General features: G+C 64.4%; 27 protein-coding genes. 17 read left to right on the top strand and 10 right to left on the bottom strand.

From position 1 onward, the window contains the following. The first annotated feature begins 273 nt into the window (after positions 1-273). From FJ959_RS26695 to FJ959_RS26680, 4 genes are all read left to right on the top strand, one after another. Positions 274-1,023 (top strand): hypothetical protein, encoded by a 750-nt coding sequence (locus tag FJ959_RS26695; RefSeq protein WP_224655828.1) that lies wholly within the window; start codon positions 274-276, stop codon positions 1,021-1,023. 129 nt (positions 1,024-1,152) lie between these two features. Next, positions 1,153-1,470 (top strand): hypothetical protein, encoded by a 318-nt coding sequence (locus FJ959_RS26690; RefSeq protein ID WP_140513730.1) that lies wholly within the window; start codon positions 1,153-1,155, stop codon positions 1,468-1,470. A 193-nt stretch (positions 1,471-1,663) separates the two neighbouring features. Beyond that, positions 1,664-2,653, top strand: a complete 990-nt coding sequence (locus tag FJ959_RS26685) for a BMP family ABC transporter substrate-binding protein (protein WP_140496350.1) — start codon at positions 1,664-1,666, stop codon at positions 2,651-2,653. Positions 2,654-2,783: 130 nt separating this feature from the next. Next, positions 2,784-3,224: a GNAT family N-acetyltransferase gene (locus tag FJ959_RS26680; protein WP_224681353.1), complete on the top strand. Its 441-nt coding sequence runs from the start codon at positions 2,784-2,786 to the stop codon at positions 3,222-3,224. On the opposite strand, the gene FJ959_RS26675 is transcribed toward FJ959_RS26680, so the two are convergent. Then, positions 3,219-3,596 (bottom strand): hypothetical protein, encoded by a 378-nt coding sequence (locus tag FJ959_RS26675; RefSeq protein WP_140632985.1) that lies wholly within the window; start codon positions 3,594-3,596, stop codon positions 3,219-3,221. The two genes, FJ959_RS26680 and FJ959_RS26675, sit on opposite strands and share 6 nt — an antisense overlap. Before the next feature lie 17 nt (positions 3,597-3,613). Continuing rightward, on the bottom strand, positions 3,614-3,823 hold the full coding sequence (locus tag FJ959_RS26670) for a SlyX family protein (protein ID WP_140513732.1): 210 nt from the start codon (positions 3,821-3,823) through the stop codon (positions 3,614-3,616). A gap of 213 nt (positions 3,824-4,036) precedes the next feature. Here FJ959_RS26670 and FJ959_RS26665 point away from each other — a divergent pair, with 213 nt between their 5' ends. From FJ959_RS26665 to deoA, 6 genes are all read left to right on the top strand, one after another. After that, positions 4,037-5,569: an ABC transporter ATP-binding protein gene (locus FJ959_RS26665; protein ID WP_140513932.1), complete on the top strand. Its 1,533-nt coding sequence runs from the start codon at positions 4,037-4,039 to the stop codon at positions 5,567-5,569. Next, positions 5,566-6,705 carry an ABC transporter permease gene (locus FJ959_RS26660; RefSeq protein ID WP_140632982.1) on the top strand — a complete coding sequence of 380 codons (1,140 nt, stop codon included), beginning with the start codon at positions 5,566-5,568 and terminating at the stop codon, positions 6,703-6,705. The genes FJ959_RS26665 and FJ959_RS26660 overlap by 4 nt, the downstream gene beginning before the upstream one ends. 1 nt (position 6,706) lies before the next feature. Next, positions 6,707-7,678 carry an ABC transporter permease gene (locus FJ959_RS26655; RefSeq protein ID WP_140496358.1) on the top strand — a complete coding sequence of 324 codons (972 nt, stop codon included), beginning with the start codon at positions 6,707-6,709 and terminating at the stop codon, positions 7,676-7,678. Between the two features lie 65 nt (positions 7,679-7,743). Further along, a complete protein-coding gene (gene cdd / locus FJ959_RS26650; protein ID WP_140522725.1) occupies positions 7,744-8,136 on the top strand; it encodes a cytidine deaminase in 393 nt (130 codons plus the stop codon). Then, positions 8,133-8,939, top strand: coding sequence for a purine-nucleoside phosphorylase (locus tag FJ959_RS26645; protein WP_140632979.1), 807 nt, complete (start codon positions 8,133-8,135; stop codon positions 8,937-8,939). Before cdd ends, FJ959_RS26645 begins: the two co-directional genes overlap by 4 nt. After that, positions 8,939-10,258: a thymidine phosphorylase gene (gene deoA, locus FJ959_RS26640; protein ID WP_140624389.1), complete on the top strand. Its 1,320-nt coding sequence runs from the start codon at positions 8,939-8,941 to the stop codon at positions 10,256-10,258. Before FJ959_RS26645 ends, deoA begins: the two co-directional genes overlap by 1 nt. A gap of 30 nt (positions 10,259-10,288) precedes the next feature. On the opposite strand, the gene FJ959_RS26635 is transcribed toward deoA, so the two are convergent. From FJ959_RS26635 to FJ959_RS26625, 3 genes are all read right to left on the bottom strand, one after another. Then, positions 10,289-10,852 (bottom strand): TIGR02281 family clan AA aspartic protease, encoded by a 564-nt coding sequence (locus FJ959_RS26635; RefSeq protein WP_140556484.1) that lies wholly within the window; start codon positions 10,850-10,852, stop codon positions 10,289-10,291. Between the two features lie 187 nt (positions 10,853-11,039). Then, positions 11,040-11,669, bottom strand: coding sequence for a uracil phosphoribosyltransferase (gene upp / locus FJ959_RS26630; RefSeq protein WP_140496366.1), 630 nt, complete (start codon positions 11,667-11,669; stop codon positions 11,040-11,042). Between the two features lie 130 nt (positions 11,670-11,799). Continuing rightward, a complete protein-coding gene (locus FJ959_RS26625) occupies positions 11,800-12,774 on the bottom strand; it encodes an adenosine deaminase (protein WP_140556482.1) in 975 nt (324 codons plus the stop codon). Between the two features lie 133 nt (positions 12,775-12,907). Between FJ959_RS26625 and ubiE the strand changes: the two genes are divergently transcribed. From ubiE to coaBC, 5 genes are all read left to right on the top strand, one after another. Next, positions 12,908-13,684 carry a bifunctional demethylmenaquinone methyltransferase/2-methoxy-6-polyprenyl-1,4-benzoquinol methylase UbiE gene (ubiE, locus tag FJ959_RS26620; RefSeq protein ID WP_140513738.1) on the top strand — a complete coding sequence of 259 codons (777 nt, stop codon included), beginning with the start codon at positions 12,908-12,910 and terminating at the stop codon, positions 13,682-13,684. Positions 13,685-13,697: 13 nt separating this feature from the next. After that, a complete protein-coding gene (gene ubiB, locus FJ959_RS26615; protein ID WP_140556481.1) occupies positions 13,698-15,272 on the top strand; it encodes a 2-polyprenylphenol 6-hydroxylase in 1,575 nt (524 codons plus the stop codon). Between the two features lie 74 nt (positions 15,273-15,346). Continuing rightward, the gene (locus FJ959_RS26610) at positions 15,347-15,556 is read left to right on the top strand and encodes a hypothetical protein (protein ID WP_140632976.1); all 210 of its coding nucleotides are present in this window, start codon (positions 15,347-15,349) and stop codon (positions 15,554-15,556) included. Positions 15,557-15,558: 2 nt separating this feature from the next. Continuing rightward, the gene (locus tag FJ959_RS26605) at positions 15,559-15,801 is read left to right on the top strand and encodes a hypothetical protein (RefSeq protein ID WP_140632973.1); all 243 of its coding nucleotides are present in this window, start codon (positions 15,559-15,561) and stop codon (positions 15,799-15,801) included. Further along, complete coding sequence (gene coaBC, locus FJ959_RS26600) at positions 15,798-17,030, top strand: bifunctional phosphopantothenoylcysteine decarboxylase/phosphopantothenate--cysteine ligase CoaBC (protein ID WP_140560367.1); 1,233 nt, start codon at positions 15,798-15,800, stop codon at positions 17,028-17,030. Before FJ959_RS26605 ends, coaBC begins: the two co-directional genes overlap by 4 nt. Positions 17,031-17,101: 71 nt before the next feature. Here the strand turns inward: coaBC and FJ959_RS26595 are convergent, their stop codons facing one another. Further along, the gene (locus tag FJ959_RS26595; RefSeq protein ID WP_140632970.1) at positions 17,102-17,677 is read right to left on the bottom strand and encodes an invasion associated locus B family protein; all 576 of its coding nucleotides are present in this window, start codon (positions 17,675-17,677) and stop codon (positions 17,102-17,104) included. Between the two features lie 367 nt (positions 17,678-18,044). Here FJ959_RS26595 and FJ959_RS26590 point away from each other — a divergent pair, with 367 nt between their 5' ends. Both FJ959_RS26590 and FJ959_RS26585 read left to right on the top strand, forming a co-directional pair. Further along, positions 18,045-18,323, top strand: a complete 279-nt coding sequence (locus FJ959_RS26590; protein ID WP_224557047.1) for a hypothetical protein — start codon at positions 18,045-18,047, stop codon at positions 18,321-18,323. A gap of 123 nt (positions 18,324-18,446) precedes the next feature. After that, a complete protein-coding gene (locus tag FJ959_RS26585) occupies positions 18,447-18,923 on the top strand; it encodes an NUDIX hydrolase (protein ID WP_140496381.1) in 477 nt (158 codons plus the stop codon). A gap of 5 nt (positions 18,924-18,928) precedes the next feature. Here FJ959_RS26585 and FJ959_RS26580 read toward each other — a convergent pair whose 3' ends face one another. The 4 genes from FJ959_RS26580 to FJ959_RS26565 are packed head-to-tail and all read right to left on the bottom strand — an operon-like array spanning position 18,929 to position 23,055. Further along, positions 18,929-19,774: a citryl-CoA lyase gene (locus tag FJ959_RS26580; protein ID WP_140560259.1), complete on the bottom strand. Its 846-nt coding sequence runs from the start codon at positions 19,772-19,774 to the stop codon at positions 18,929-18,931. A 16-nt stretch (positions 19,775-19,790) separates the two neighbouring features. Beyond that, on the bottom strand, positions 19,791-20,975 hold the full coding sequence (locus FJ959_RS26575; protein WP_140560258.1) for a CoA transferase: 1,185 nt from the start codon (positions 20,973-20,975) through the stop codon (positions 19,791-19,793). A 15-nt stretch (positions 20,976-20,990) separates the two neighbouring features. Continuing rightward, the gene (locus FJ959_RS26570; RefSeq protein ID WP_140549523.1) at positions 20,991-22,514 is read right to left on the bottom strand and encodes a tripartite tricarboxylate transporter permease; all 1,524 of its coding nucleotides are present in this window, start codon (positions 22,512-22,514) and stop codon (positions 20,991-20,993) included. A gap of 4 nt (positions 22,515-22,518) precedes the next feature. Continuing rightward, the gene (locus tag FJ959_RS26565) at positions 22,519-23,055 is read right to left on the bottom strand and encodes a tripartite tricarboxylate transporter TctB family protein (RefSeq protein WP_140632967.1); all 537 of its coding nucleotides are present in this window, start codon (positions 23,053-23,055) and stop codon (positions 22,519-22,521) included. Positions 23,056-23,103 lie beyond the last annotated feature (48 nt).

The raw sequence follows: 23,103 nt of genomic DNA, 5'->3' as shown, positions 1-23,103 counted from the left end.
GTGAACCGCTTCGACGCCAAAACAGAAGCGGACAGATCATGTGCTACCAAACCGGACAACTTGATTAGCTACCGACAGCCATAACGGCGGTCAATTCGCTTTGCCGGCCACACGGCGTTCATGGGGGCCGCCGGCACATCCGTTTGGAGTCCCGCCACTTCAATCGCTGCTTGATGATGTGCACGGGCAAGGCTGCGAGGCCAGCCGCGCTTGACTTCGTCCCGAGCGGCCTGTCGAGTGTCCGAAAGGCTTTGCGGGGGGCATCGTCGCAACATGACGTCAAGCAGCGGAATTCCGGGCGGTACGCCGGACAACGGACAGCCACCGGCCGAGGGAAAGATCCCGGCCCGACATCTGGACAGCGGACTTTCCTATGTCCCGGTGGGCTGGCTGGTTATCGTTATGGCCCTGTCGGTCTATTGGCTGGCGTCGGCCTTGTGGCTGGTGGGGAGTTCAGGCCTGCCGGACCCCGTTTTCTATTTCCTCTTCAGCGGGCTCGTCGCCGACATCATCACCATCCTATGGGGGCTTTACCTGCTCGGCCTCGCCTTCGGCCGTTCGGCGCGCTTCCCCAGCCATTTCACCATCTGGCAGGCCGCCACGATCATATGGCTGCTGGCAAGTCACGCTTACGCACTCGCCGTGCCGGGCTTCGTCTTCTCCGCCAGAAGCCTGGCCATCACCGCCGCCGAGATCGCCATCGGCCTGCTTTGCATCTACCTGTTGCGCCGCGGCTCCGGCGCCGAGACCGTTTATGCCAGGCCGCGAGCCGAAGCGCCGTCGGTCTTCGTTTCCATTGTCGCCGCGCTGCTCGGCATCATCCTCGGCGCGGTCGTCGGCGCGGTGGGTGGCTTCCTGGCCGGTTCGCTCATCGCCGATATCACCGACGTGAGTTGCTTTGAGGGTGCGTGCGGCTACTTCGCCGCCTTCATCGGCCTGGCCGGGCTGGTGGTCGGCGCCATTGCCGGCGGCATTCTCGCCGTCTGGCTCGCCAACCGGCGCAAGCGCAGGCCGGCCGGCTAGGCTGCGTCGGCCGCGATTCAATTCGCGTGCCGTGATTGCGAATAGGGCCTGCGCGCTCTATTTCTCGTTCGGAACACCGCCGGAGATCCTCGGGAGGATGTTGAGGATCGGCCAGGGGAAAGGTCTTTGATGTTTCGCTTTGTCTTTCGTCTCGCGGCCATGGTCGCGCTGTCGATTTCGGTCATCATGGCGGTGCTTGACACGACACGCACTGTGGCCGCCTCGGCACTGGTGCTGACCCCGCTCAATGCGAGCTGGCTGGCCGTGTCGCCCGACACGCGCGCCGCCTTTGAAAGCTTCGTTCGCGCCAAGGCCGGCCCGCTGCTATGGGACGGCGCCATCGCCTGGGTGCTCAACCAGCCGGGCTTTGCCGTGTTCGCGGTGCTTGCCTTGCTGCTCTACGCCATCGGCTACAGGCGGCAGCGGCGCACGGGGCAATTCGCCTGAAGGGCACGGGCATCGCACCCCGCCATGCTTTTCCAAAAGGTCAAAATTCCACGTGAATTTTGTTTCGGGCCGTGCCAGATTGCCGCTGAGCGGGAGGGGAATATACACTCCTGGCTGACGTCGCGCGCATGCCGGAGAACCGGGCAGGCGGGCGGGCGTAACGGAAAAAAATAACCGACAGGGTGTGGATCACATGAAACGTATCGTTCTCGGCCTTCTGGCCGCAACTGCAATGGTTCTTCCGGCTTTCGCCGCGGATGTGCAGCCGGCCATCCTTTATGATCTCGGCGGCAAGTTCGACAAATCCTTCAACGAGGCGGCCTACCATGGCGCCGAAAAGTTCAAGACAGAGACCGGCGTCCCCTATGTCGAGTTCGAGGTCTCCAACGCTTCGCAACGCGAGCAGGCGTTGCGCCGCTTCGCCGAGGACGGCCACAACCCGATCGTCATGGCCGGCTTCGCCTGGGAGGATGCACTGAAGAAGGTCGCGACCGAATATCCCGATCTCAACTTCGCCATCATCGACGATGCCGTCGACCTGCCCAATGTCCGCTCGCTCGTATTCAAGGAGAATGAAGGCTCCTATCTCGTCGGCATCATGGCGGCGATGGCCTCCAAGACGAAGAAGGTGAGCTTTGTCGGCGGCATGGACATTCCGCTGATCCGCAAGTTCGAATGCGGCTATGTCGGCGGCGCCAAATCGGCAGGCGCGACCGACGTCATCCAGAACATGACCGGCGACACGCCGGCCGCCTGGAACGACCCGGCCAAGGGCGGCGAGATCGCCAAGACGCAGATCGACCAGGGTTCCGACGTGGTCTATGCGGCCGCGGGCGGCACCGGCGTCGGTGTGCTGCAGGCGGCGGCTGATGCCGGCAAGCTCGGCATCGGTGTCGATTCCAACCAGAACGGCCTCCAGCCCGGCAAGGTCCTGACCTCGATGCTGAAGCGCGTCGACGTTGCCGTCTACACCGCCTTCATGGACGGCAAGAACGGCACCTTCAAGGGTGGCGTCGAAAATCTCGGCCTCAAGGAAGGCGGTGTCGACTACGCCATGGACGATAACAACAAGGCGCTGGTTACCGACGAGATGAAGGCGGCGGTCGAGAAGGCCAAGGCCGACATCATCGCCGGCAAGGTCGAGGTGCACGACTACACCGCCGACAACGCCTGCCCGTATTGATCTGCCAAACCGACAGCAAACCGCCGGGCATGGTCCCGGCGGTTTTGTTTTGGAAGTCGCTGCCGGGTAGACGCAGACGTCTCGCAAGAAACACGACCCCAGGCCAATGGTGCAGTTGACAGTCGAACCCATGAACGAACGTGACATTGCAGCGGTGGCGCGATTGCGCGTTGCCGCCTTTTTCACGGGCACCGGACGAACGCTGGACGACGACGTGGCCGGACTTCGTAAACTGCTGCACGGCGACGGCTTCGAAACGGCGTTCGTGGCCCGGATCGGCGACGTGCCGGTCGGGACCTGCCTGCTGGTCCGCGACGAACTCGAACCGGCGCATGATCTGACACCATGGCTGGCCGGCCTGGCCATCGCTCCCGAGCACCAGCACCGAGGGATCGGCACTGCGCTGGTCAGGGCAATCGAAGCTCATGCCACATCGCTCGGCGTGGAGGCGCTTTATCTCTACACGTGGGAGGCGCGCGATTACTACATGAGGCTTGGTTGGATGGTCGTCGAGCCGTTCAGGCAGAACGGGGAGCCGATGGCGCTGATGTCGCGCCAATGTGGGCTATAGCTTTCCCGCCAGATAACCCAATGCGAAAGCCACGATCAGTCCAATGGCGACCGCAAGTCCGCGCCGGTCGCCGAGAGAATAGAAGCCGACATCATGCGGCTTGGCGGGGCCCCGGATCACCGGTTTAGCGTCCTCAAGACCGACAGCGCGCATCTGCGGCAAGTCGCCGATGCGCTGCGTGATCTGCCGCCAGCGCTCCGCGCCACCGGCGGCTTCGGTGCGGTCGAAAATATGCAGGTGCTCAGCAAGCTGGACCACGGCATCGCGAAAGGCTGGATCGATCTCCAGATCGCGCTCGGCCCGTTCGCGCTCTGCATCGTTCATCAGGCCAAGCACGTAGTCGCCGGCTCTTGCGATGCGATCGCTGGCCATCGCTCGACTTCCCTCCCCTACCAGTGCGGCGGCTTAGTCACCGGCACGTCGGGTGCCGCCTGTTCCTCCAGCGCCAGGAAGCGGTCGGTCAGCGCGTCGAGCTTGCGCTGCATGCGCTCGATCACCTTCCACTGCTCGGCGATCTGGCCGGACAGTTCCTCGATGGTCTTCTCCTGCTCGGCGGAGCGGATCTCCAGCGTCGTCAGCCGGTCGGCGGGCATGGTCATGCAAAGTCCTCAGGTGTCGCGCGCAGTGTCAAATCGGCTTGCCATATTAGCGAATATGAGAGCTTCGGCCACGTTCGAAATTGACAAGCGCGCCGGGATTTGTCGAGAGTGGACGCTGCTCCGGCCAATTGGCACGGGCGGAGCGTCATGCTAGGCATTTTGACCAAGCGATAAAAAAATAAGAGTGGGACAGGCTGCATGGCGCATGCCGCGATTGAACTGGCCGCAATCGAACTGATTGGCATCAACAAGAGCTTTGGCGCCGTGCGCGCCAACCGCGACATCAACCTGGAAATCGCGCGCGGCACCATCCACGGCATCGTCGGCGAGAACGGCGCCGGCAAGTCGACGCTGATGTCGATTCTGTATGGCTTCTACCAGGCCGACAGCGGCGAGATCCGCGTCGGCGGCAAGCCGGCATCGATAAGCACGCCCAACGATGCGATCGCGCTCGGCATCGGCATGGTGCACCAGCATTTCATGCTGGTCGACAATTTCTCGGTCCTGGAGAACGTCATCCTGGGCGCCGAAAGCGACGCCTTGCTGAAGAAAAGCATCGCCAAGGCGCGTTCCGAACTGGAGCGGCTGGAGCGTGAATACGGCCTCGAGGTCGATCCCGACGCCATCGTCGAGGAATTGCCGGTCGGCCTGCAGCAGCGCGTCGAGATCCTCAAGGCGCTCTATCGCGGCGCCGAGATCCTGATCCTCGACGAGCCGACGGGTGTGCTGACGCCGGCCGAGGCCGACCACCTCTTCCGCATCCTCAAGCAATTGAAGGAGCAGGGAAAGACGGTGGTGCTGATCACCCACAAATTGCGCGAGATCATGGCCATCACCGACACGGTTTCGGTGATGCGCCAGGGCACGATGGTGGCAACCAGGGAAACGAAGAAGACCACCGTCGCGGAACTGGCCGAGCTGATGGTCGGGCGCCGCGTGCTCTTGCGGGTGGAGAAGGGCGAAGCGGAAGCCGGCGCGGTAAAACTCGCGGTCAAGAACCTGACGGTCAAGGATTCCCGCGGCGTCACCATGGTCGACGACATCTCCTTCGACCTGCGCGCCGGCGAGATCGTCGGCATCGCCGGTGTCGCCGGCAACGGCCAGTCCGAACTGCTCGAGGCGATCTCCGGCATCAGGCACGCCGTTTCCGGTTCGGTGATGCTCGAGGGCAAGCCGATCGATCTCACCGGCAAGGCCGATCCCGGCGAACTGCGCGACCGCGGCCTCGCCCATGTGCCTGAGGATCGCCATCATGTCGGGCTGGTGCTGGCCTTCGAGGAGAACGAGAATTCCATCCTCGGCTACCATGACGATCCCCGCTACCTCAGAGGCCCCTTCCTCAACATCGATGCCATCGTTGCCGATGCCAAGGACAAGATCGAGAAATACGACATCCGCCCCGGCAATCCACGGCTGAAGACCGCCAACTTCTCCGGCGGCAACCAGCAGAAGATCGTGCTCGCGCGCGAAATCGAACAGGACCCCGGCGTTCTCATCGTCGGCCAGCCGACGCGCGGCGTCGACGTCGGCGCCATCGAGTTCATCCACAAGCGCCTGATCGCCATGCGCGACCAGGGCAAGGCCGTGCTGGTCGTGTCGGTCGAGCTCGATGAGATCCGCTCGCTCTCCGACCGCATCCTGGTCATGTTTGCCGGCCGCATCGTCGGCGAACGCGGGCCGGAGGCGAGCGAGGGCGAGCTCGGCCTGCTGATGGCGGGTGTTGAGCGCCAGGAGGCGGCGCAATGAGCACGCCCTATGCCAAATTGCCGGCCTGGGCCGACTATGGGCTGATCCCGCTGATCAATCTGTCTGTGGCCTTCATCGTCGCGGGCTTCGTCGTGCTTCTGGTCGGCGAGAACCCGTTCCGTGCCGCCGTCATCCTGGTCGAGGGCGCCTTCGGCAAGGGAACAGGTATCGCCTTTACCCTCTTCTATGCCACCACCTTCATCTTCACCGGACTTTCGGTGGCGGTAGCAGCGCATTGCGGCCTGTTCAACATCGGCACCGAGGGGCAGGCCTACATCGCCGGCCTTGGCATCGCCATCGTCTGTCTCTCCTTCGACAGCGTGCTGCCATGGTGGCTGACATTTCCGCTGGCCATCGTGGCTTCGGCGGCCGTGGGCGCCTTGTGGGCGCTGATCCCCGCCTATCTGCAGGCCAAGCGCGGCTCGCACATCGTCATCACCACCATCATGTTCAACTTCATCGCTGCTTCGATCATGGTCTACCTGCTGGTCGGCCCGTTGAAACCGGCAGCCTCGCAGGCGCCGCAGACGCGCAACTTCCTGGCGGGCGCGGAATTGCCGAAACTCAACTGGGTCATCGAGCTGTTCGGCGCCAAGATCCGCTCGGCACCACTCAACATCTCCTTCCTGCTCGCGCTGCTCATGGCCTTCCTGGTCTGGCTGCTGATCTGGCGCACCAAGCTCGGCTATGAGATGCGCACCTACGGCCACAGCCCAAAGGCGGCGCGCTATGCCGGCATTTCCGAAACCCGCATCATCATCACCGCCATGATGATCTCGGGTGCGCTCGCCGGCATGATGGCGCTCAACCCGGTGATGGGCGACCAGCACAATGTCGCGATCGACTTCGTCAGCGGCGCCGGTTTCGTCGGCATCGCCGTGGCGCTGATGGGTCGCCTGCACCCTGTCGGCATCGTGCTGGCGGCCATCCTGTTCGGCATGCTCTACCAGGGCGGCGCCGAACTCGCCTTCGAGATGCCTGCCATCAGCCGTGACATGATCGTGATCATCCAAGGGTTGGTCATCCTGTTCGCCGGTGCTCTCGAACACATGTTCAGGCCTTACATCCAGGCGCTGTTCGCCTCGCTCAGCCCGAGGTCGGTCGGCATGGAAGCGGTCAAGGGAAAAGGCGCCTGAGATGGACACCTTCAACGCCATCGTCCAGACGCTGGACTCCACCATCCGCCTCTCGGTGCCGCTGCTGCTCGCCTGCCTGGCCGGCCTCTATTCGGAACGCGCCGGCATCTTCGACATCGGCCTCGAAGGCAAGATGCTGGTCGGCGCCTTCGCCGGTGCGGCGGCCGCGTCGGTCTTCCATTCGGCCTTTCTCGGACTGGGCATGGCGATCCTGATCTCGGTCGCGTTCGCGATGATCCACGGCTTTGCCTCGATTACCCATCGCGGCAACCAGATCGTTTCCGGCGTGGCGATCAACTTCATCGCCGCCGGCTCGACCATCATCCTCGGCCAGGCCTGGTTCCAGCAAGGCGGGCGCACGCCGGCGCTGGAACCAGCCGAGCGGTTCGAGGCGATCACATGGCCCGGCGCCGAGACGATCCGCGACGTGCCGTTTCTCGGGCCGATCTATTCGGAACTGCTGTCGGGCCACTCGATACTGGTCTATCTCGCCTTCGCGATGGTGCCGTTCACCTGGTGGGTGCTGTTTCGCACGCGCTTCGGGCTGCGGCTGCGCGCGGTCGGCGAAAACCCAGCCGCCGTGGACACCGCCGGCATCTCGGTCGCCTGGCTGCGCTACAGGGCGCTGATCTGCACCGGCATCCTGACCGGCGTCGCCGGCGCCTATCTGTCGATGGTGCAGAATGGCGGCTTCGTGAAGGACATGACCGCCGGCAAGGGCTACATCGCGCTGGCCGCATTGATCTTTGCCAAGTGGAAGCCGGTCAACGCCATGTTCGCCTGCCTGCTGTTCGGCTTCCTCGACGCCCTGTCGATCCGCCTGCAAGGCTCGCCGCTGCCGCTCATCGGCAAGGTGCCGGTGCAGTTCATGCAGGCCCTGCCCTATATTCTCACCGTCATCCTGCTCGCCGGTTTCATCGGCAAGGCGATCCCGCCGCGCGCCGGCGGCGTGCCTTATGTCAAGGAACGCTGAGGATCGAGGGCGCGACGCAAAAGGCGCGCCGGCTTATGGACAAGATCATCGGAGAGAACACCGAAATGTCGCATGAATTATTCGAAGCGGCGAAGGCTGCCATGGCCAAGGCCTATGCCCCCTATTCGAAATTTCCGGTCGGTGCCGCACTTCGCACCGAGGACGGGCGCGTCTTCACGGGCGCCAATATCGAGGTCGCCTCCTATCCGGAAGGCTGGTGCGCCGAGACGACGGCGCTCGGCCATTACATCATGGGCGGCGGCGGCAAGATCATGGAAATCGCCGTCCTTGCCGAGCGCATGGCCAAATGCTCGCCTTGCGGCGGCTGCCGGCAGCGGCTGGCCGAATTCTGCCGTCCGGAAACGAAACTCTATCTCTGCGACAATGCGGGCGTCGCCGAAACCGTGACCATGGGCGACATGCTGCCTTACGGCTTTCGCGGCGACATGCTGAAATGAAGGAAGCGCTCGACCATCTGATCGAACGGCTGGACGGCCTGGCGCCGACCACGGCGCTGGTGCTGGGCTCTGGCCTGGGAGGGCTGGTCAGCCAGGTCGAGAACCCGATCCGTGTTTCCTATGCCGATCTGCCCGGCTTTCCCAGAAGCGGCGTTTCCGGCCATGCCGGAGAGGTGGTGGTCGGGCTGCTTGCCGGCACGCCGGTGCTGATGCTGTCGGGCCGCGCCCACTATTACGAGCACGGCAACGCGGCGGCGATGCGGCCGGTGCTGGAGGTGCTCGCCGGCACCGGCATCACCAAGCTGATCCTCACCAATGCCGCCGGCTCGGTCGATCCGGAGATGGGGTCGGGTTCGGTGATGCTGATATCGGACCACATCAATTTCTCCGGCACCAACCCACTGATCGGCGAGCCGAGCGACCGCCGCTTCGTCGGCCTGACCGAAGCCTACGATGCCGGCATCCGCAAGGCGATCGAACAGGCGGCGAAGGCGACCGGCACGGCGCTGCACGAGGGCGTCTACATGTGGTTCTCCGGCCCGTGCTTCGAAACGCCGGCCGAGATCCGCATGGCGCGCATCATGGGCGCCAACGCGGTCGGCATGTCGACCGTGCCGGAAGTCATCCTTGCCCGCTTCCTTGGCCTGCGTGTCGCCGCCTGCTCGATCATCACCAATCTTGCCGCCGGCATGACCGGAGCCGAGCTTTCGCACCAGGAGACCAAGGATATGGCCCCGGTCGGCGGCGCGCGGCTGGCGACGATCCTGAAGCGTGTGTTCCGCGACGGGCTGTTGGAGAACTGATGCTTCCGCAGGAAATCATCCGCCACAAGCGTGACGGCCACAGGCTGCCGGCGCGCGAAATCGCCGACTTCATCGCCGGCGTAACCGATGGCGCCGTCACCGACGGCCAGGTCGCGGCTTTCGCCATGGCGGTGTTCTTCAACGGCATGAGCCGCGACGAGGCCGTGGCGTTAACATTGGCCATGCGCGATTCCGGCGACGTGCTCGACTGGTCGGACCTGCCCGGCCCGGTCACGGACAAACATTCGACAGGCGGCGTCGGCGACAACGTCTCGCTGATGCTGGCGCCGATCGTCGCTGCCTGCGGCGCTTATGTGCCGATGATATCCGGCCGCGGCCTCGGCCACACCGGCGGCACGCTGGACAAGATGGATTCCATCCCCGGCTACGCCAGCCAGCCCGACATCGCGCTGTTTCGCAGGGCCGTGCTGGAAGCGGGTTGCGCCATCATCGGCCAGACCGCGGACCTCGCGCCGGCCGACCGCCGGCTCTATGCCATCCGTGACGTGACCGGAACCGTGGAGTCGGTGCCGCTGATCACCGCCTCGATCCTGTCGAAGAAACTGGCGGCGGGCCTGGGCTCGCTGGTGCTCGACGTCAAGGTCGGCAATGGCGCCTTCATGGAGAAGTCGCGCGACGCGACGGCGCTCGCCAACAGCCTGGTCGAAGTCGCAAGCGGCGCCGGATTAAAAGTTTCGGCGTTGATCACCGGCATGAACGAACCGCTGGCCTCGGCCGCCGGCAATGCGGTCGAGGTGCGCAACGCCGTCGATTTCCTGACCGGCCGCCTTCGCGACCGGCGCCTGGAGGATGTGACGCTGGCGCTCGCCGCCGAAATGCTGCAGGCGGCGGGTCTGGTGCCGTCCAACCAGGACGGCATGCGGCGGGCCACCGAAACGCTTGCCAGCGGCCGCGCCGCCGCCACCTTCGCGCGCATGGTGACGGTGCTCGGCGGCCCCGCCGATTTCATCGACAAGCCGGAACGATATTTGCCCGTTGCGCCAACGGAACACGCGGTGAGAGCGATCGCGGACGGCTTCGTCACCGGCATTGCCACGCGTGATATCGGCCTTGCCGTGGTCGGGCTGGGCGGCGGCCGCACCCGGCCAGACGACAAGGTCGACCCGGCGGTCGGCATCACCAGGCTGTTGCCGGTCGGCGCCGAGGTTCGAGCTGGCGAGCCGCTGGCGCTGGTCCATGCCCGCTCGGTGTCCGACGCCGAAGCCGCGGCGGCAACGGTGCTTTCGGCCTATGCGATCGGCGCTTCCAAGCCGCCTGCCGACAAGTCGGTCATCCGGCGCATCCTGCCGCGTGGCTGATATGACCCAGCCCCGAACGGCCGTGCCCGCTCACTGGACAAGAAGCAGCGTGCCGTTTTCGGCCTGATATTTGCCCAGCCGATTGAGAAAGCTCATGCCGATCAAATTGGTGTGCAGCGCCTTGTCGTCGAGCACGATAGCCTGCACGTCGTTGACGGTGATGCTGCCGATCTGCAAGCGGTCGATCATCACCACCGCCGCCTTGATCGTGCCGTTGGCCGTGTTGACCTCATGACTGAAATCCGATGGGTTCAGCGACAATCCGATCCTGCGCGCCGTCGAGGTGTTGACGGCGACCAGTGTCGCTCCGGTATCGATCATGCCATCGATCTGGCGTCCGTTCAGTTTGAAGGCCGACGAGAAATGCCCTCGCGCGTCGGCCGTGACGACAACCTTGCGGCCCATCGGCAACGGCGCCACCGGCTTGTCGGGAGCCGCTGCCAAGGCGACCTCCGGACGGGCGTCGGCCGCTGGCTTGGCCGTCACCGCCGTTTTCAGCAGGCTTTCGAACATCTGCGGATTCGACTGATAGACAATCGGGATGGATGCCGATGTACCGGCAAAGACGCTGAGGACAAGTAGCTTGCGCAGCATGGATCGGCCCTGGCGCATGACCCCGAAAATCGGGATCGATTTTCGGAAAGGATCACGCGCGAATTAAAGTGTCGCAGCGTCCGACAGGACGCGCGGCGCTGTCGTGAAGGCCGATCCTTAACGCCGGGATGGTGTTTGCCGTTTTAACGCCGCTCGAAACCGCGCCGTTGCGTAAACTTTCGGTAAATCACTTTGTCCCGTACATGCGGTCGCCGGCGTCGCCGAGGCCGGGCATGATGTAGCCCTTCTCGTTGAGCTGGCGATCGATGGAAGCCGTGAAGACGGGAACGTCGGGATGTGCCTTGGTGAAGCGCTCGATGCCTTCGGGCGCCGCCAGCAGGCACAGAAAGCGGATGTTGGTGGCGCCGCGCCCCTTCAGCTTGTCGATCGCCGCGATGGCGGAATTGGCGGTGGCCAGCATCGGATCGACGACGATGACCAGCCGGTCGGCAAGGTCGCTCGGCGCCTTGAAGAAATATTCGACCGCCTCCAGCGTCTCATGGTCGCGATAGAGGCCGATATGGGCGACGCGGGCCGCCGGAACCAGGTCGAGCAGGCCTTCGAGCAAGCCATTGCCGGCGCGCAGCACCGAGGCGAAGACCAGCTTCTTGCCTTCCAGCGTCGGCGCCTCCATCGTTTCGATCGGCGTTTCGATGGTCGTCGTCGTGAGTTCGAGATTGCGCGTCACCTCATAGCCGAGCAGCAGCGAGATCTCGCGCAGCAGCCGCCGGAAACCGGCCGTCGAGGTCTCCTTCTTGCGCATGATGCTCAGCTTGTGCTGGACAAGCGGGTGGTCGACGACGGTGACGCCCTTCATGATGTGCTCCGACGTGGTTCGTGGTGAGTAGCCAATAGTGAGTAGTGAATAGTGAGCCGATTTGCGAGTCCCGATGCGCGCTCCGCCAAACTGCTCACTGCTGGCCACTCCCTGTCCACCCAGCCTTCATTCACCTGGCCTTCGCATCCAGCCGGCTGAGCAGCGTTGCCTTGGTCTTCCTGTCGACGAAAGCGGCCTCGATGGCCGTTCGGGTAACGGCCGCCAGCGCCTTCTCGTTCATCGAGAAATACTCGGCCGCAATGTCGTATTCGCGTTTCAGCGAGGTCCAGAAATAGGGCGGATCATCCGAGTTGAGCGTCACCTTGCAGCCGGCCGCGAGCAGGGCGGGGAACGGGTGGGCGGCGAAACTGTCGAACACTTTCAACGCAATATTGGAGCCGGGACAGCATTCCAGCACCACGCCCTCATCGGCGATGCGCCGGACAAGATCGGGGTTTTCGATGGCGCGCACGCCATGGCCGATGCGTGACGGGCGGATATGATCGAGCGCCGCCTGGACCGTCTCCCATCCCGTCAGCTCGCCTGCATGGATGGTAATGCCGAGCCCGGCCTCGCGGGCAATCTCGAAAGCCCTGACATAGTCCTCCATATCGCCAACCCTCTCGTCGCCGGCGACGCCGAAACCGGTGACCAGCGGGTGCCCGCAGCGCGCGGCGAAACGCGCTGCCTGCTCGATGGACTCGACGCCGGCATGGCGCACTCCCGTGACGATCATACGGCCCTCGATGCCGGTCTTGGCCTTGGCGCGGGCCATGCCTTCGCCGAGCGCATCCGTATAAGCCTTCGGCGACAGCCCCGCCTTCGTGGCATGGTCCGGCGAGGTGAAGACCTCCGAGTAGATAGCGCCGTCACGCGCCAGGCTGGTCAGATAGTGGTCAGCCAGCCGTGCATAGTCTTCCTCGGTCCGGAACAGGTCGGAGGCGAAGTCATAGGCGGCGAGAAAAGAGGTGAAATCGTGCCAGACGAAAGAGCCGTTCTGGATATAGGGCGAGATGTCCTTGCCGTATTTCTGCGCCTGTCGGATGACGAGTTCCGGTGCCGCTGCCCCTTCGATATGGCAGTGCAGTTCCGCTTTCAAAGGCATTCAAACATCCCGTCGGTCAGTCCAGGTCTCGAAACCCGCCACCTGGAAGCGCGGCCGAACACCGCGCCTTAAACAATAGCGCCCGCACCATCGATCGGCTATGGTCCCGCCGGTTTTATGACGGATCAAAAAAATGTCAGTTGAGAGAACCACGGCCGCCGGCGGCATGGAAACCTCCTATGGTTTCAAGCGTGTAGGGGCAGGCGACAAGCAGCCCCTGGTCAACGATGTTTTCCACAAGGTCGCCAACCGCTACGACCTGATGAACGACCTGATGTCGGGCGGCCTGCACCGGCTGTGGAAGGATGCCATGGTAACCTGGCTCAATCCGCCGAAGCGGCCGGGCTGGCGCGTGCTCGATGTCGCCGGCGGCACCGGCGACATCGCCTTTCGCATCGTCGATGCCAGCCATGGGCATGCTCATGCCACCGTGCTCGACATCAACGGCTCGATGCTCGCCGTCGGTCGCGACAGGGCGCAAAAGAAAGGCATGTCCGGCAACACCGACTTCGTCGAAGCCAATGCCGAGGAACTGCCGTTCGCGGACGCCACCTTCGACGCCTACACCATCGCTTTCGGCATCCGCAACGTCCCCAGGATCGACGTCGCTCTCAGCGAAGCGTTGCGCGTGCTGAAGCCGGGCGGGCGGTTCCTGTGCTTGGAATTTTCCGAGGTCGAGATGCCGTTGCTCGACAGGGTCTATGAGGCCTGGTCGTTCAAGGCCATTCCGAAGATCGGCAAGGCCGTCACCGGCGACGGCGAGCCTTATTCCTATCTGGTCGAGTCGATCGCGAAATTCCCCAACCAGGCGAATTTTGCTTCCATGATAACCCGCGCGGGCTTCGATCGGGTCTCGTTCCGCAACTATTCCGGCGGCATCGCCGCGCTTCATTCGGGCTGGAAACTTTGAGGCAGGCCCGGGCATGAGCACCGTCAGCGCTGGATTTCGGCTCATGCGGGCCGGCTGGGTGCTTGTGCGCGAGGGCGTCGTCGCCGCTTTGCCCGGCGAGGAACTGTCCGGCCTGCCGAAATTGGGCTGGCGGCTGGCGCGGCTGTTTACCCGCCGCCGCGCGCTCGCCTATGAGCGCAGCGATCGGCTGGCCAAGGCGGTGGTCCGGCTCGGGCCGTCCTATGTCAAGCTGGGCCAGTTTCTGGCGACACGACCCGATGTCGTCGGCAACGACATGGCGCTCGATCTCGCCATGCTGCAGGACAAGATGCACACCTTCCCGACGGCCGAGGCGGTGGCGGCCATCGAGGGCTCGCTCGGGCGCAAGCTCGGCGACCTCTACACGCAGTTCGGCGACCCGGTCGCCGCGGCCTCCATCGCCCAGGTCCATGCCGCTGAAACCGTCGATGGCGGCGTCGCCAGGAAGGTAGCGGTCAAGGTGATCCGGCCGGGCGTGCGCCGCCGCTTCTTCCAGGATCTCGAAAGCTATTTCCTCGCGGCCCGCCTGCAGGAGAAATACATCCCCTCCTCACGCCGGCTGCGGCCTGTGGAGGTGACCGAGACGCTGGCGCAGACCACCAAGATCGAGATGGACCTGCGCCTCGAGGCGGCCGCGCTTTCGGAACTTGGTCAAAGCACCAGGGAGGATCCGGGCTTTCGCGTCCCTTCCGTCGACTGGGAGCGCACCGGCCGCGACGTGCTGACCATGGAATGGGTCGACGGCATCAAGATGAACGACATCGCCGGACTCGCCGCCGCTGGACACGATCTGAGGGCAATCGCGGCCAACCTCATCCAGTCGTTCTTGCGCCATACGCTGCGCGACGGCTTCTTTCACGCCGACATGCATCCGGGCAACCTGTTCGTCGAGGCTGATGGCACGATCGTCGCGGTCGATCTCGGCATTGCCGGCAGGCTCGGCAAGAAGGAGCGCCGGTTCCTCGCCGAAATCCTCTACGGCTTCATCACGCGCGACTATCTGCGCGTCGCCGAGGTTCATTTCGAGGCCGGCTACGTGCCGCGCCAGCACAATGTCGCGGCCTTCGCCCAGGCGATCCGCGCCATCGGCGAGCCGATCCATGGCCAGCCGGCCGAGACCATTTCCATGGCCAAGCTTCTGACGCTGCTGTTCGAGGTGACCGAACTCTTCGACATGGCGACGCGGCCCGAACTGATCCTCCTGCAGAAAACCATGGTGGTGGTCGAGGGCGTGGCGCGCACGCTCGATCCGGCCTTCAACATGTGGAAGACCGCCGAACCCGTGGTCAGCGGCTGGATATCAGGAAATCTCGGGCCAAGCGGCCTGCTGGCCGACGCCCGCGACGGCGGCAAGGCGATGCTGACGCTGATCCGCCAAGCCCCCGAGTTGGCAGCGCGCACCGAGCGGCTGTCGCGCGAGATCGACCTGATGGCCGAGCATGGCCTGCGCTTCGACGAGGCGACGGCCCGTGCCATCGGCAAGGCCGAAGCGCGCTACAACCGCTCCGGCCGCGTGGCGCTTTGGGTGATAGCCCTGACGCTGGTCTATATAGCCTGGAAGCTGCTCTGAGTGACTGCAATGACAGCGATGCTGTCATTGCAGTCGAAAGGCGGGATAGCTATGTTGTGCGCAGGAGTGCGACTATGGCCAGGATTACTGTCCGGAATCTGGAAGATCATGTCATGCAGCGATTGCGTGAACGCGGTGCCGCGCGCGGCGTTTCCATGGAGCAGGAGGCGCGGGATGTGCTCGCGGCATCAGTTGGGCTTCCGACCACGAAAGGCTTCGATGGCGGACGCCTGACATTCAAGGACGAGGCCAAGGCTCAACCAATGGCAGGCAGGCAAAGTTAGCCATGGGTACCCTGACCATTCGCAATCTCGACGAGGATTTGAAACAAAGACTGCGCGAGCGGGCTGCCCGTCATGGTGTGTCGATGGAGCAGGAGGCAAGAAGTCTGCTGCTCAAGGAAGTGGCGCCCACCTTCAAAGGTGCCAAGGATTTTGTTACGGCGGAGGAGATCCTCGAATTCGGCCGGGAGCTGCAAAAAGCAGATTTTGATCAGAGAAAGTCGCTGATGATCTCTGGTCCTTCATGAGCCTCTCCGGCAAGCGCATCCTGCTCATCATCGGCGGCGGCATCGCCGCCTACAAGGCACTCGACCTGATCCGCCGTCTGCGTGAAAGGGGTGCGGCGGTGCGCGTGGTCATGACGTCGGCTGCGCGGGAATTCGTCACCACGCTGTCCGCCGGTGCGCTCTCGGCAGACCATGTCTTTACCGATCTCTTCGATCGCAATGACGAGCACGATGTCGGCCATATCAGGCTATCGCGCGAGGCCGATCTGCTAGTGGTGGCGCCCGCCACCGCCGACCTGATGGCCAAGCTCGCCAACGGCCACGCCAATGATCTTGCCTCCACCGTGCTCCTGGCCACCGACAAGCCGGTGCTGATGGCGCCGGCCATGAACCCCAGAATGTGGGCGCATCCGGCGACGCGGCGCAATCGTGCGGCGCTGCACAAGGATGGCATCACCTTCGTTGGCCCCGCCAAAGGCGAGATGGCCGAGAGCAACGAGGCTGGCGAAGGTCGCATGGCCGAGCCGCTGGAGATCGTCGCCGCCATCGAGGCGCTGCTCGATACCGGATCCAAGCCGCTGGCCGGCAAGAAGATCATCGTCACGTCAGGCCCGACGCACGAGCCGATCGACCCCGTTCGCTACATCGCCAACCGATCGTCGGGAAAGCAGGGCCATGCCATTGCGGCGGCATTGGCCAGGCTCGGCGCCGACGTGAGGCTGGTCTCCGGTCCCGTCAGCATCGCCGATCCGGCTGGTGTGAAAACCATCCACGTCGAGCGGGCGCAGGAAATGCGCGATGCCGTGGAACAGCTTCTACCGGCCGATGCGGCGGTATTCGTCGCCGCCGTCGCCGATTGGCGCACCGACAGCCCAGCTGGCGAGAAGATCAAGAAAGCGCCGGGCGAAGGCCCGCCGGTGCTGCGCATGATCGAGAACCCCGACATCCTTGCGGGCGTCGGGCATCACAAGCAGCGGCCGGCGCTGGTGGTCGGCTTCGCCGCCGAGACGCAGGACCTTTTGCGCAACGCCGAAGCCAAGCTGAGGAAGAAGGGCGCCGACTTCATTGTCGCCAACGACGTGTCGCAGACCAGCGGCGTCGGCCCATCCGGTGTGATGGGCGGCGACCGCAACCGTGTTCGCATCGTCTCGAAGACCGGCGTCGAGGAATGGCCCGAGATGAGCAAGGACGAAGTGGCGACCCGGCTCGCCACCCTGATCGCGGAACGGCTGAAAACGACCGCAGCGTGACGAGCTGGACCGTCGGAATTCCTAAAACAAAGGCTTAGCGCAAGCTAGCGATTCTGTGGAACGCTGAACCGCTAGTCGGCAAGAAGCTCGGCCGTCCGGGCAAGCGCACTTCCGAAGCCATTGAGCGGGATGGAGAAGCTAACCGCTTGCCCCGTATCCGCCGCGAAGGCATCGACCTTCAAGGTGGTGCCCGCCTTGAGCACGGGGACGACGTTGGCATCGAACGCCACCGGCACCAGGCAGCCGACGGCTTGGCAAGTGTTGAACTGCAGACTGCCGTCCAGCTTCTGGTCGTCGATCGTCAGGGTGACGCCCTTGGCGAGCGCCAGGCCGAACGGCAAAGCGAGCGTACCGGTCGCGTCTTCGCCCGTCCTGCTCGACAGCTCTATCGCCAGCAGACGCTGGTTGCCTTGCTTGTTGAACTGCTGGTGTGACAGGCTGCATGCCTTGGCCGCGCCCGATATCTGGCAGTTGACCGCCCAGTCGCCATGGGTTTCGGACAGGGCCGATGCGCCGCCGGGCAACTGGGGCTGGTTGGCGGCGGGCGCGGCCGCCGCTTTGTCGCCTTTTGTCTGCGCCGCCGCGGCCGGCAGACCGGCGATGCAGGCAGCCCCCAGCATCGCCAGCAGATACGCGTGCTTCCTCATAAGGACCCCTTTTGCCCGGCTCCATCCCTGAGCCAGCTGGAAGCTGACCCTGAAGGACGCACTGTCGGCGTTCTGTTTGACCGTTTCCTCGAAGGCGCCGTTGCATCCGACGGACATGCCGACGCCGTTGACGCCATGGAATTCGAGGCCAGCGTCAACCCGATAGAGCGGTGAATCGACCGCTTCCGTCAAGTGCGATGCGGGCGGCGGGGCAGATTCTCCTCCGCCGCGAAGGGGGCGCGATCACGCGATTTCCTGTTAATCGGCACTCTGGCGTGGCACGAGGGGACAAACGCACTACATGTAGAGTGAATTTTGTTTGTGCGGGAATGAGCAGATGTTGGCGCTTCGGCCATCAACGGTTTTCATGACGGCGGCATTGGCAGCCTCGACGCTGGCGGGCATCTGCCTGCCTGCTTCCGCGCAGGTGCTCATTCCCTCCGTCGACAACAACGCGTTGATCCAGCAGAACGATCTGCAGGCCTTGCAAAACCGTGTCCAGCGGCAGCAGTTTCAGCAACAGCAGCAACAGAATCGGGCTCAGGACCGGGTGATCGTGCAACAGCCGCCGCCCATCGTGCCGCGGGTCAGGCCGAACTGCCAGACCCAGATAATCGGCAACACCGCCGTAAGCACCTGCCGCTGAGGCGGGCTTCCCTTTTATTTAGCCGACTTACATGGTAGGGGCGTTCCGGTGCCCTTGCGGCAGTTTGGGTTTTGCAACGACACCGCGTCACGGTATGGGCACTGCACCGACTGGATTTTACGAATGGCAGCCACCAAGAAAAAGGCCGTGCGCAAGGCCAAGAAGGGCGAGACGATCCGCCAGGTCGCGGCTATCCCTTTTCGGCTGGACCAGCGCGGCGACATCGAGGTGATGCTGGTCACCTCGCGCACCACCAGGCGCTTCATCGTACCCAAGGGCTGGCCGATGAAAGGCAAGAGCGGACGCAAGGCGGCCACCATCGAGGCGCAGGAAGAAGCGGGCGTGCTCGGCAAGACCCTGAAGCAGCCAGCGGGCACCTATTCCTATTGGAAGCGGCTGGCCAACCGGTTCGTGCGCGTCGATGTCATCGTCTATCTGTTGGAAGTAACGCAAGAGCTCGCCGACTGGCAGGAAGCCAAACGGCGGCAACGGGCCTGGCTGGCGCCGGCCGATGCGGCCATGCTCATCGACGAACCCGAACTTTCGACGCTGGTAAGGACCTTGAAGCTTCCCCAGCCGGCACAAATCGGCCCTACGTAAAGGCCTCACGCCCCGGCGCCGTCCTCTTCGGGGAGCGGTCGCACTGGCGTCCCGGCATAGGCCCACAGCCATTCGCGTGGCAGCGGACCTTTGTTCCGCTCGGCTTGCTGGGATTGTTCCCAGGCATGCGCCAGGATGCCGACCGAGCGCGACAGCACGAAAAGCCCCCGCGTTAGCGGTGGCGGAAAGCCGAGCTCGCCGTAAATGACGGCGGTCGCGCCATCGATGTTGAGCGGTATCTTTTTGCCCTTGCGCCGCGCGACCTCCGCCTCGATCGCCTCGGCGATATCGGCGAAGCGGCCATGGATCACGCCGCGCGCGGCAAACTCCCGAGTCAGTTCCATCAGGCGCGGCGCGCGCGGGTCGACCGGATGGAAGCGATGGCCCAGCCCCGGCACGTAGCCCTTTTCCCCGGCAAAGAACCGGTCAAGCCGCCCCGAGACAGCCTCTTTCAGCGTCGTGCCGCCATCGAGCGCCGCGGCAATGTCGCCATAGAAGGCAAGCGCCTGCTCGCCGGCGCCGCCATGGACGTCGCCAAGCACGTTGATGGCCGAAGCCATGGCGCTGTTGATGCCGACACCGCAGGTCGCCGCCATGCGGGCGATGGCGATCGACGGCGCCTGCGGCCCGTGGTCGACTGCGGCGCCCAGCGCAATGCCGAGCAGCGCGGCCTGTTCCTCGCTGGGCAATTCGCCGCGCAGCATCAGCCAGATGACAGCCGGGAAGCTGACGCGGCCGATCAGGTCCTGGATTTCATAGCCGCGCAGCCGGATGACGCCCGGCCGCATTTCGATAATGCCGGTCTGCCACCACTCCTCTGCACGCTCGCGGCCCGTCTTTTGCTCACTCATATCGTCTTTTGCTCGTTCATGTGAGTGCCTTTGTCTTCGCTCGCGGCGACAGGCCGGCGAAAACCTCGTCCATGTGCTCGCCCAGGGCCGGTGGCGGGGAGGCCGGCAATGGAGCCGTGCCATCGACCATGAAGCCGCCGCGCAGAACCGTCAGCGGTCTCTCCATGTCAGCCACGCCGTCGAAAGCCCTGGTCATCTGGCGCTCCAGCACCTGCGGTTCGGCCAGCACTTGCGGGATCGTCAGCACCCTGCCCGCCGGCACCCCGGCGCGGTTCAGTTTTTCTTCCCACGCAGCCGCCGGGCCATTCGCCAGGGCCCCCTCGATCTCGATCTTCAGCGCCGCACGGTTCCGCTTGCGCGTCTCGCGCTCGGCAAAGCGTGGATCCGACGCCAGCTCCGGCCGTTCGATAAGCCGGCAAAGCGTTACGAACTGCTCCTGCTTGTTGGCGGCGATGTTGAGCAGACCGTCGCCGGTGCGAAAGGCGCCCGACGGTGCCGCCGTCATGTTCTCATTGCCCATCGGCTTGGGATCGACCCCGGCCGTCAGATAGTTGGAAACCGGCCAGCCAAGCGCCGACAATGTGCATTCAAGCATCGACACGTCGAGAAAAGCACCCTCGCCGCTCGTCTTCTGCCTTACCAGCGCCGAGACGATGGCGAAGGCCCCGACCAGTCCGCCCAGCGTGTCGGCGACGGGATAGCCGACCCGCAAGGGTGCCGTCTCCGGCGTGCCGGTGATGCTCATAATGCCCGAAAGGCCTTGGATGATCTGGTCATAGGCCGGATTGTCGCGCATCGGCCCGGTCTGGCCGAAGCCCGATATCGCGCAGTAGACAAGGTTGGGGCGGACCGCCTTCAGCGCCTCGTAGCCGAGGCCAAGCCGGCCCATGACGCCGGGGCGGAAGTTTTCCACCAGCGCATCGGCGCTGGCGACCAGGTCGAGGAAGCGTTCGCGCTCGGCTTCCTTCTTGAGGTCGAGCACGACGGAGCGTTTGCCGGCATTCTGAGCCAGGAACGAAGCTCCCATGCCGGCCTGGTTGAGTTCCGGCGAACCGCCGAGCTGTCGCGCCAGGTCGCCGCCTTGCGGCGCCTCGACCTTGATGACGTCGGCGCCGAGCAGCGCCAACTGGTAGGCGCAGTAGGGCCCGGCCAGGACGTTGGTCAGGTCGAGCACGCGAATGCCGGAAAGCAGGTCTGTCATGTCACTTCAAATCGATCAGGCATCGCCCGGCACATGCTCCGGCCCCCGCAATCGGCGGCGTTCGATGTAGGCCCAGATATGCGGCCCGACCAGGCCGATGAAGGCCAGCGTCAGCAGGGTCAGCGACAGCGGGTGCTTGTAGAACACCGACCAGTCGCCGTTCGAGATCGTCATGGCGCGGCGGAATTGAGTTTCGGCGAGCGGTCCCAGGATCATGCCGATGATGACGGGCGCGGTCGGGAAATCGAAGCGCCGCATCAGGAAGCCGGCAGCACCCAGGAGATAGAGGATGGCGAGGTCGATCGGCGACTGCGAAATGCCGTAGGTGCCGACGGTGGCGAAAACCAGGATGCCGGCATAGAGCTGCGGCGCCGGGATCTTCAGCAGCCGCACCCAAAGCCCGATCAGCGGCAGATTGAGGATGACGAGAATGACGTTGGCGATGAACAGGCTGGCGATCAGTCCCCAGACCAGGTTGCCTTGTGTCGTCAGAAGCAGCGGGCCTGGATTGATGCCGTAGCTCTGGAAGGCCGAAAGCATGATTGCCGCCGTCGCCGAGGTCGGCAGCCCGAGCGTCAGCATCGGCACCAGCACGCCGGCGGCCGAGGCATTGTTGGCGGCCTCCGGACCGGCTACGCCCTCGATGGCGCCAACCGTGCCGAATTCCTGCTTGTGCTTCGAAAGCTTCTTTTCGATGGCATAGGACAGGAAGGTCGGGATCTCGGCGCCGCCGGCCGGCATGGCGCCGATCGGGAAGCCGATCGCGGCGCCGCGCAACCAGGGCTTCCACGAGCGCCCCCATTCGGCCGCCGTCATGTAGAGCGAGCCCTTCAGCGGCACGATCTCGTCCTTGCCGGCATAACGGCGCGAGGCCATGTAGAGCGTCTCACCGACGGCGAACAGGCCGACGGCGGCGATGATGACGTCGACGCCGTCGAGCAGTTCGGTCATGCCGAAGGTGAAGCGCGGCTGGCCGGTCTGCAGGTCGACCCCGATCATGCCGATAACAAAGCCGGCGAACAGGCTGGTCAAGCCGCGCACCGAGGACGAGCCGAGCACCGCCGAAACCGTGATGAAGGCCAGCACCATCAGCGAGAAATACTCAGCCGGGCCGAAGGCCAGCGCGAACCTGACCACGATAGGCGCCAGGAAGGCAACGCCCAGCGTGCCGAGCGTGCCGGCGACGAAGGAGCCGATCGCCGACGTGGCAAGTGCTGCGCCGCCGCGCCCGGACCGGGCCATCTTGTTGCCTTCCAGCGCGGTGACGATGGTGGCGCTTTCGCCTGGCGTGTTGAGCAGGATCGACGTCGTGGAGCCGCCATACATGGCGCCGTAATAAATGCCGGCAAACAGGATGAACGAAGCCTCCGGCGCAACCTGGTAGGTGATCGGCAGCAGCAGCGCGATGGTCAGTGCCGGTCCGAGGCCGGGCAGCACGCCGATGGCGGTGCCAAGCGTGGTGCCGAGCAGGCACCACAGAAGGTTGACCGGGGTGAAGGCGACGGCGAAACCGTGTGCGAGATGGCCTAGCGTTTCCATGGCGTCAGCCTCCCAGCGTGCTGGTGAACGCATCGATCACCGTATTCAGCTGGTTCTCGATGAAACCGGCGCCGATATTAACGCCGAGCGCCTTGGCGAAGCCGAAATAGGCGGCCAGCGCCAGCACGAGGCCAGTGAGCGCATCGCGCAGCGTATGCCGGCTGCCGAAGCCGTAGCAGACCAGAACGAACATGATGACGGATGCCGCGGTGAAGCCGAGCGGCTGGATCAGGAGCAGGTTGGCGACAAGGCCGATGACGACGAAGCCCATCGCCTTCCAGTCGGTCGGCGTCTCCTTTTCCTCTTCCGGCTGCCAGCCGCCGCGCAGTGCGGCGACGATGAGCAGGAGCGAAAGAACCACCAGCCCGAACATGGTGAGATAGGGAAAGACGGTCGGGCCGACCTTGGAGTAGAGCGGCGACACCGGGATCGCCAAGGTCTGCCAGGCAACCGCCCCGGCACAGGCCAGAAGCCCGATGCCGATCAACAGTTCGGGTACGGCAAGGCGCGAGGACGCAGCCTGCTGGTCGCTGGTGCTCATGAATGTCCTCCCAAGGCAGCCGGCGTCTCACAGTCGGCTTTTATTCTA

The organism is Mesorhizobium sp. B2-2-4 (assembly GCF_006442375.1).
Lineage (GTDB): Bacteria > Pseudomonadota > Alphaproteobacteria > Rhizobiales > Rhizobiaceae > Mesorhizobium.
Note: the sequence above shows the minus strand (reverse complement) of the source record. Positions and strands in the feature narration are given on the sequence as shown.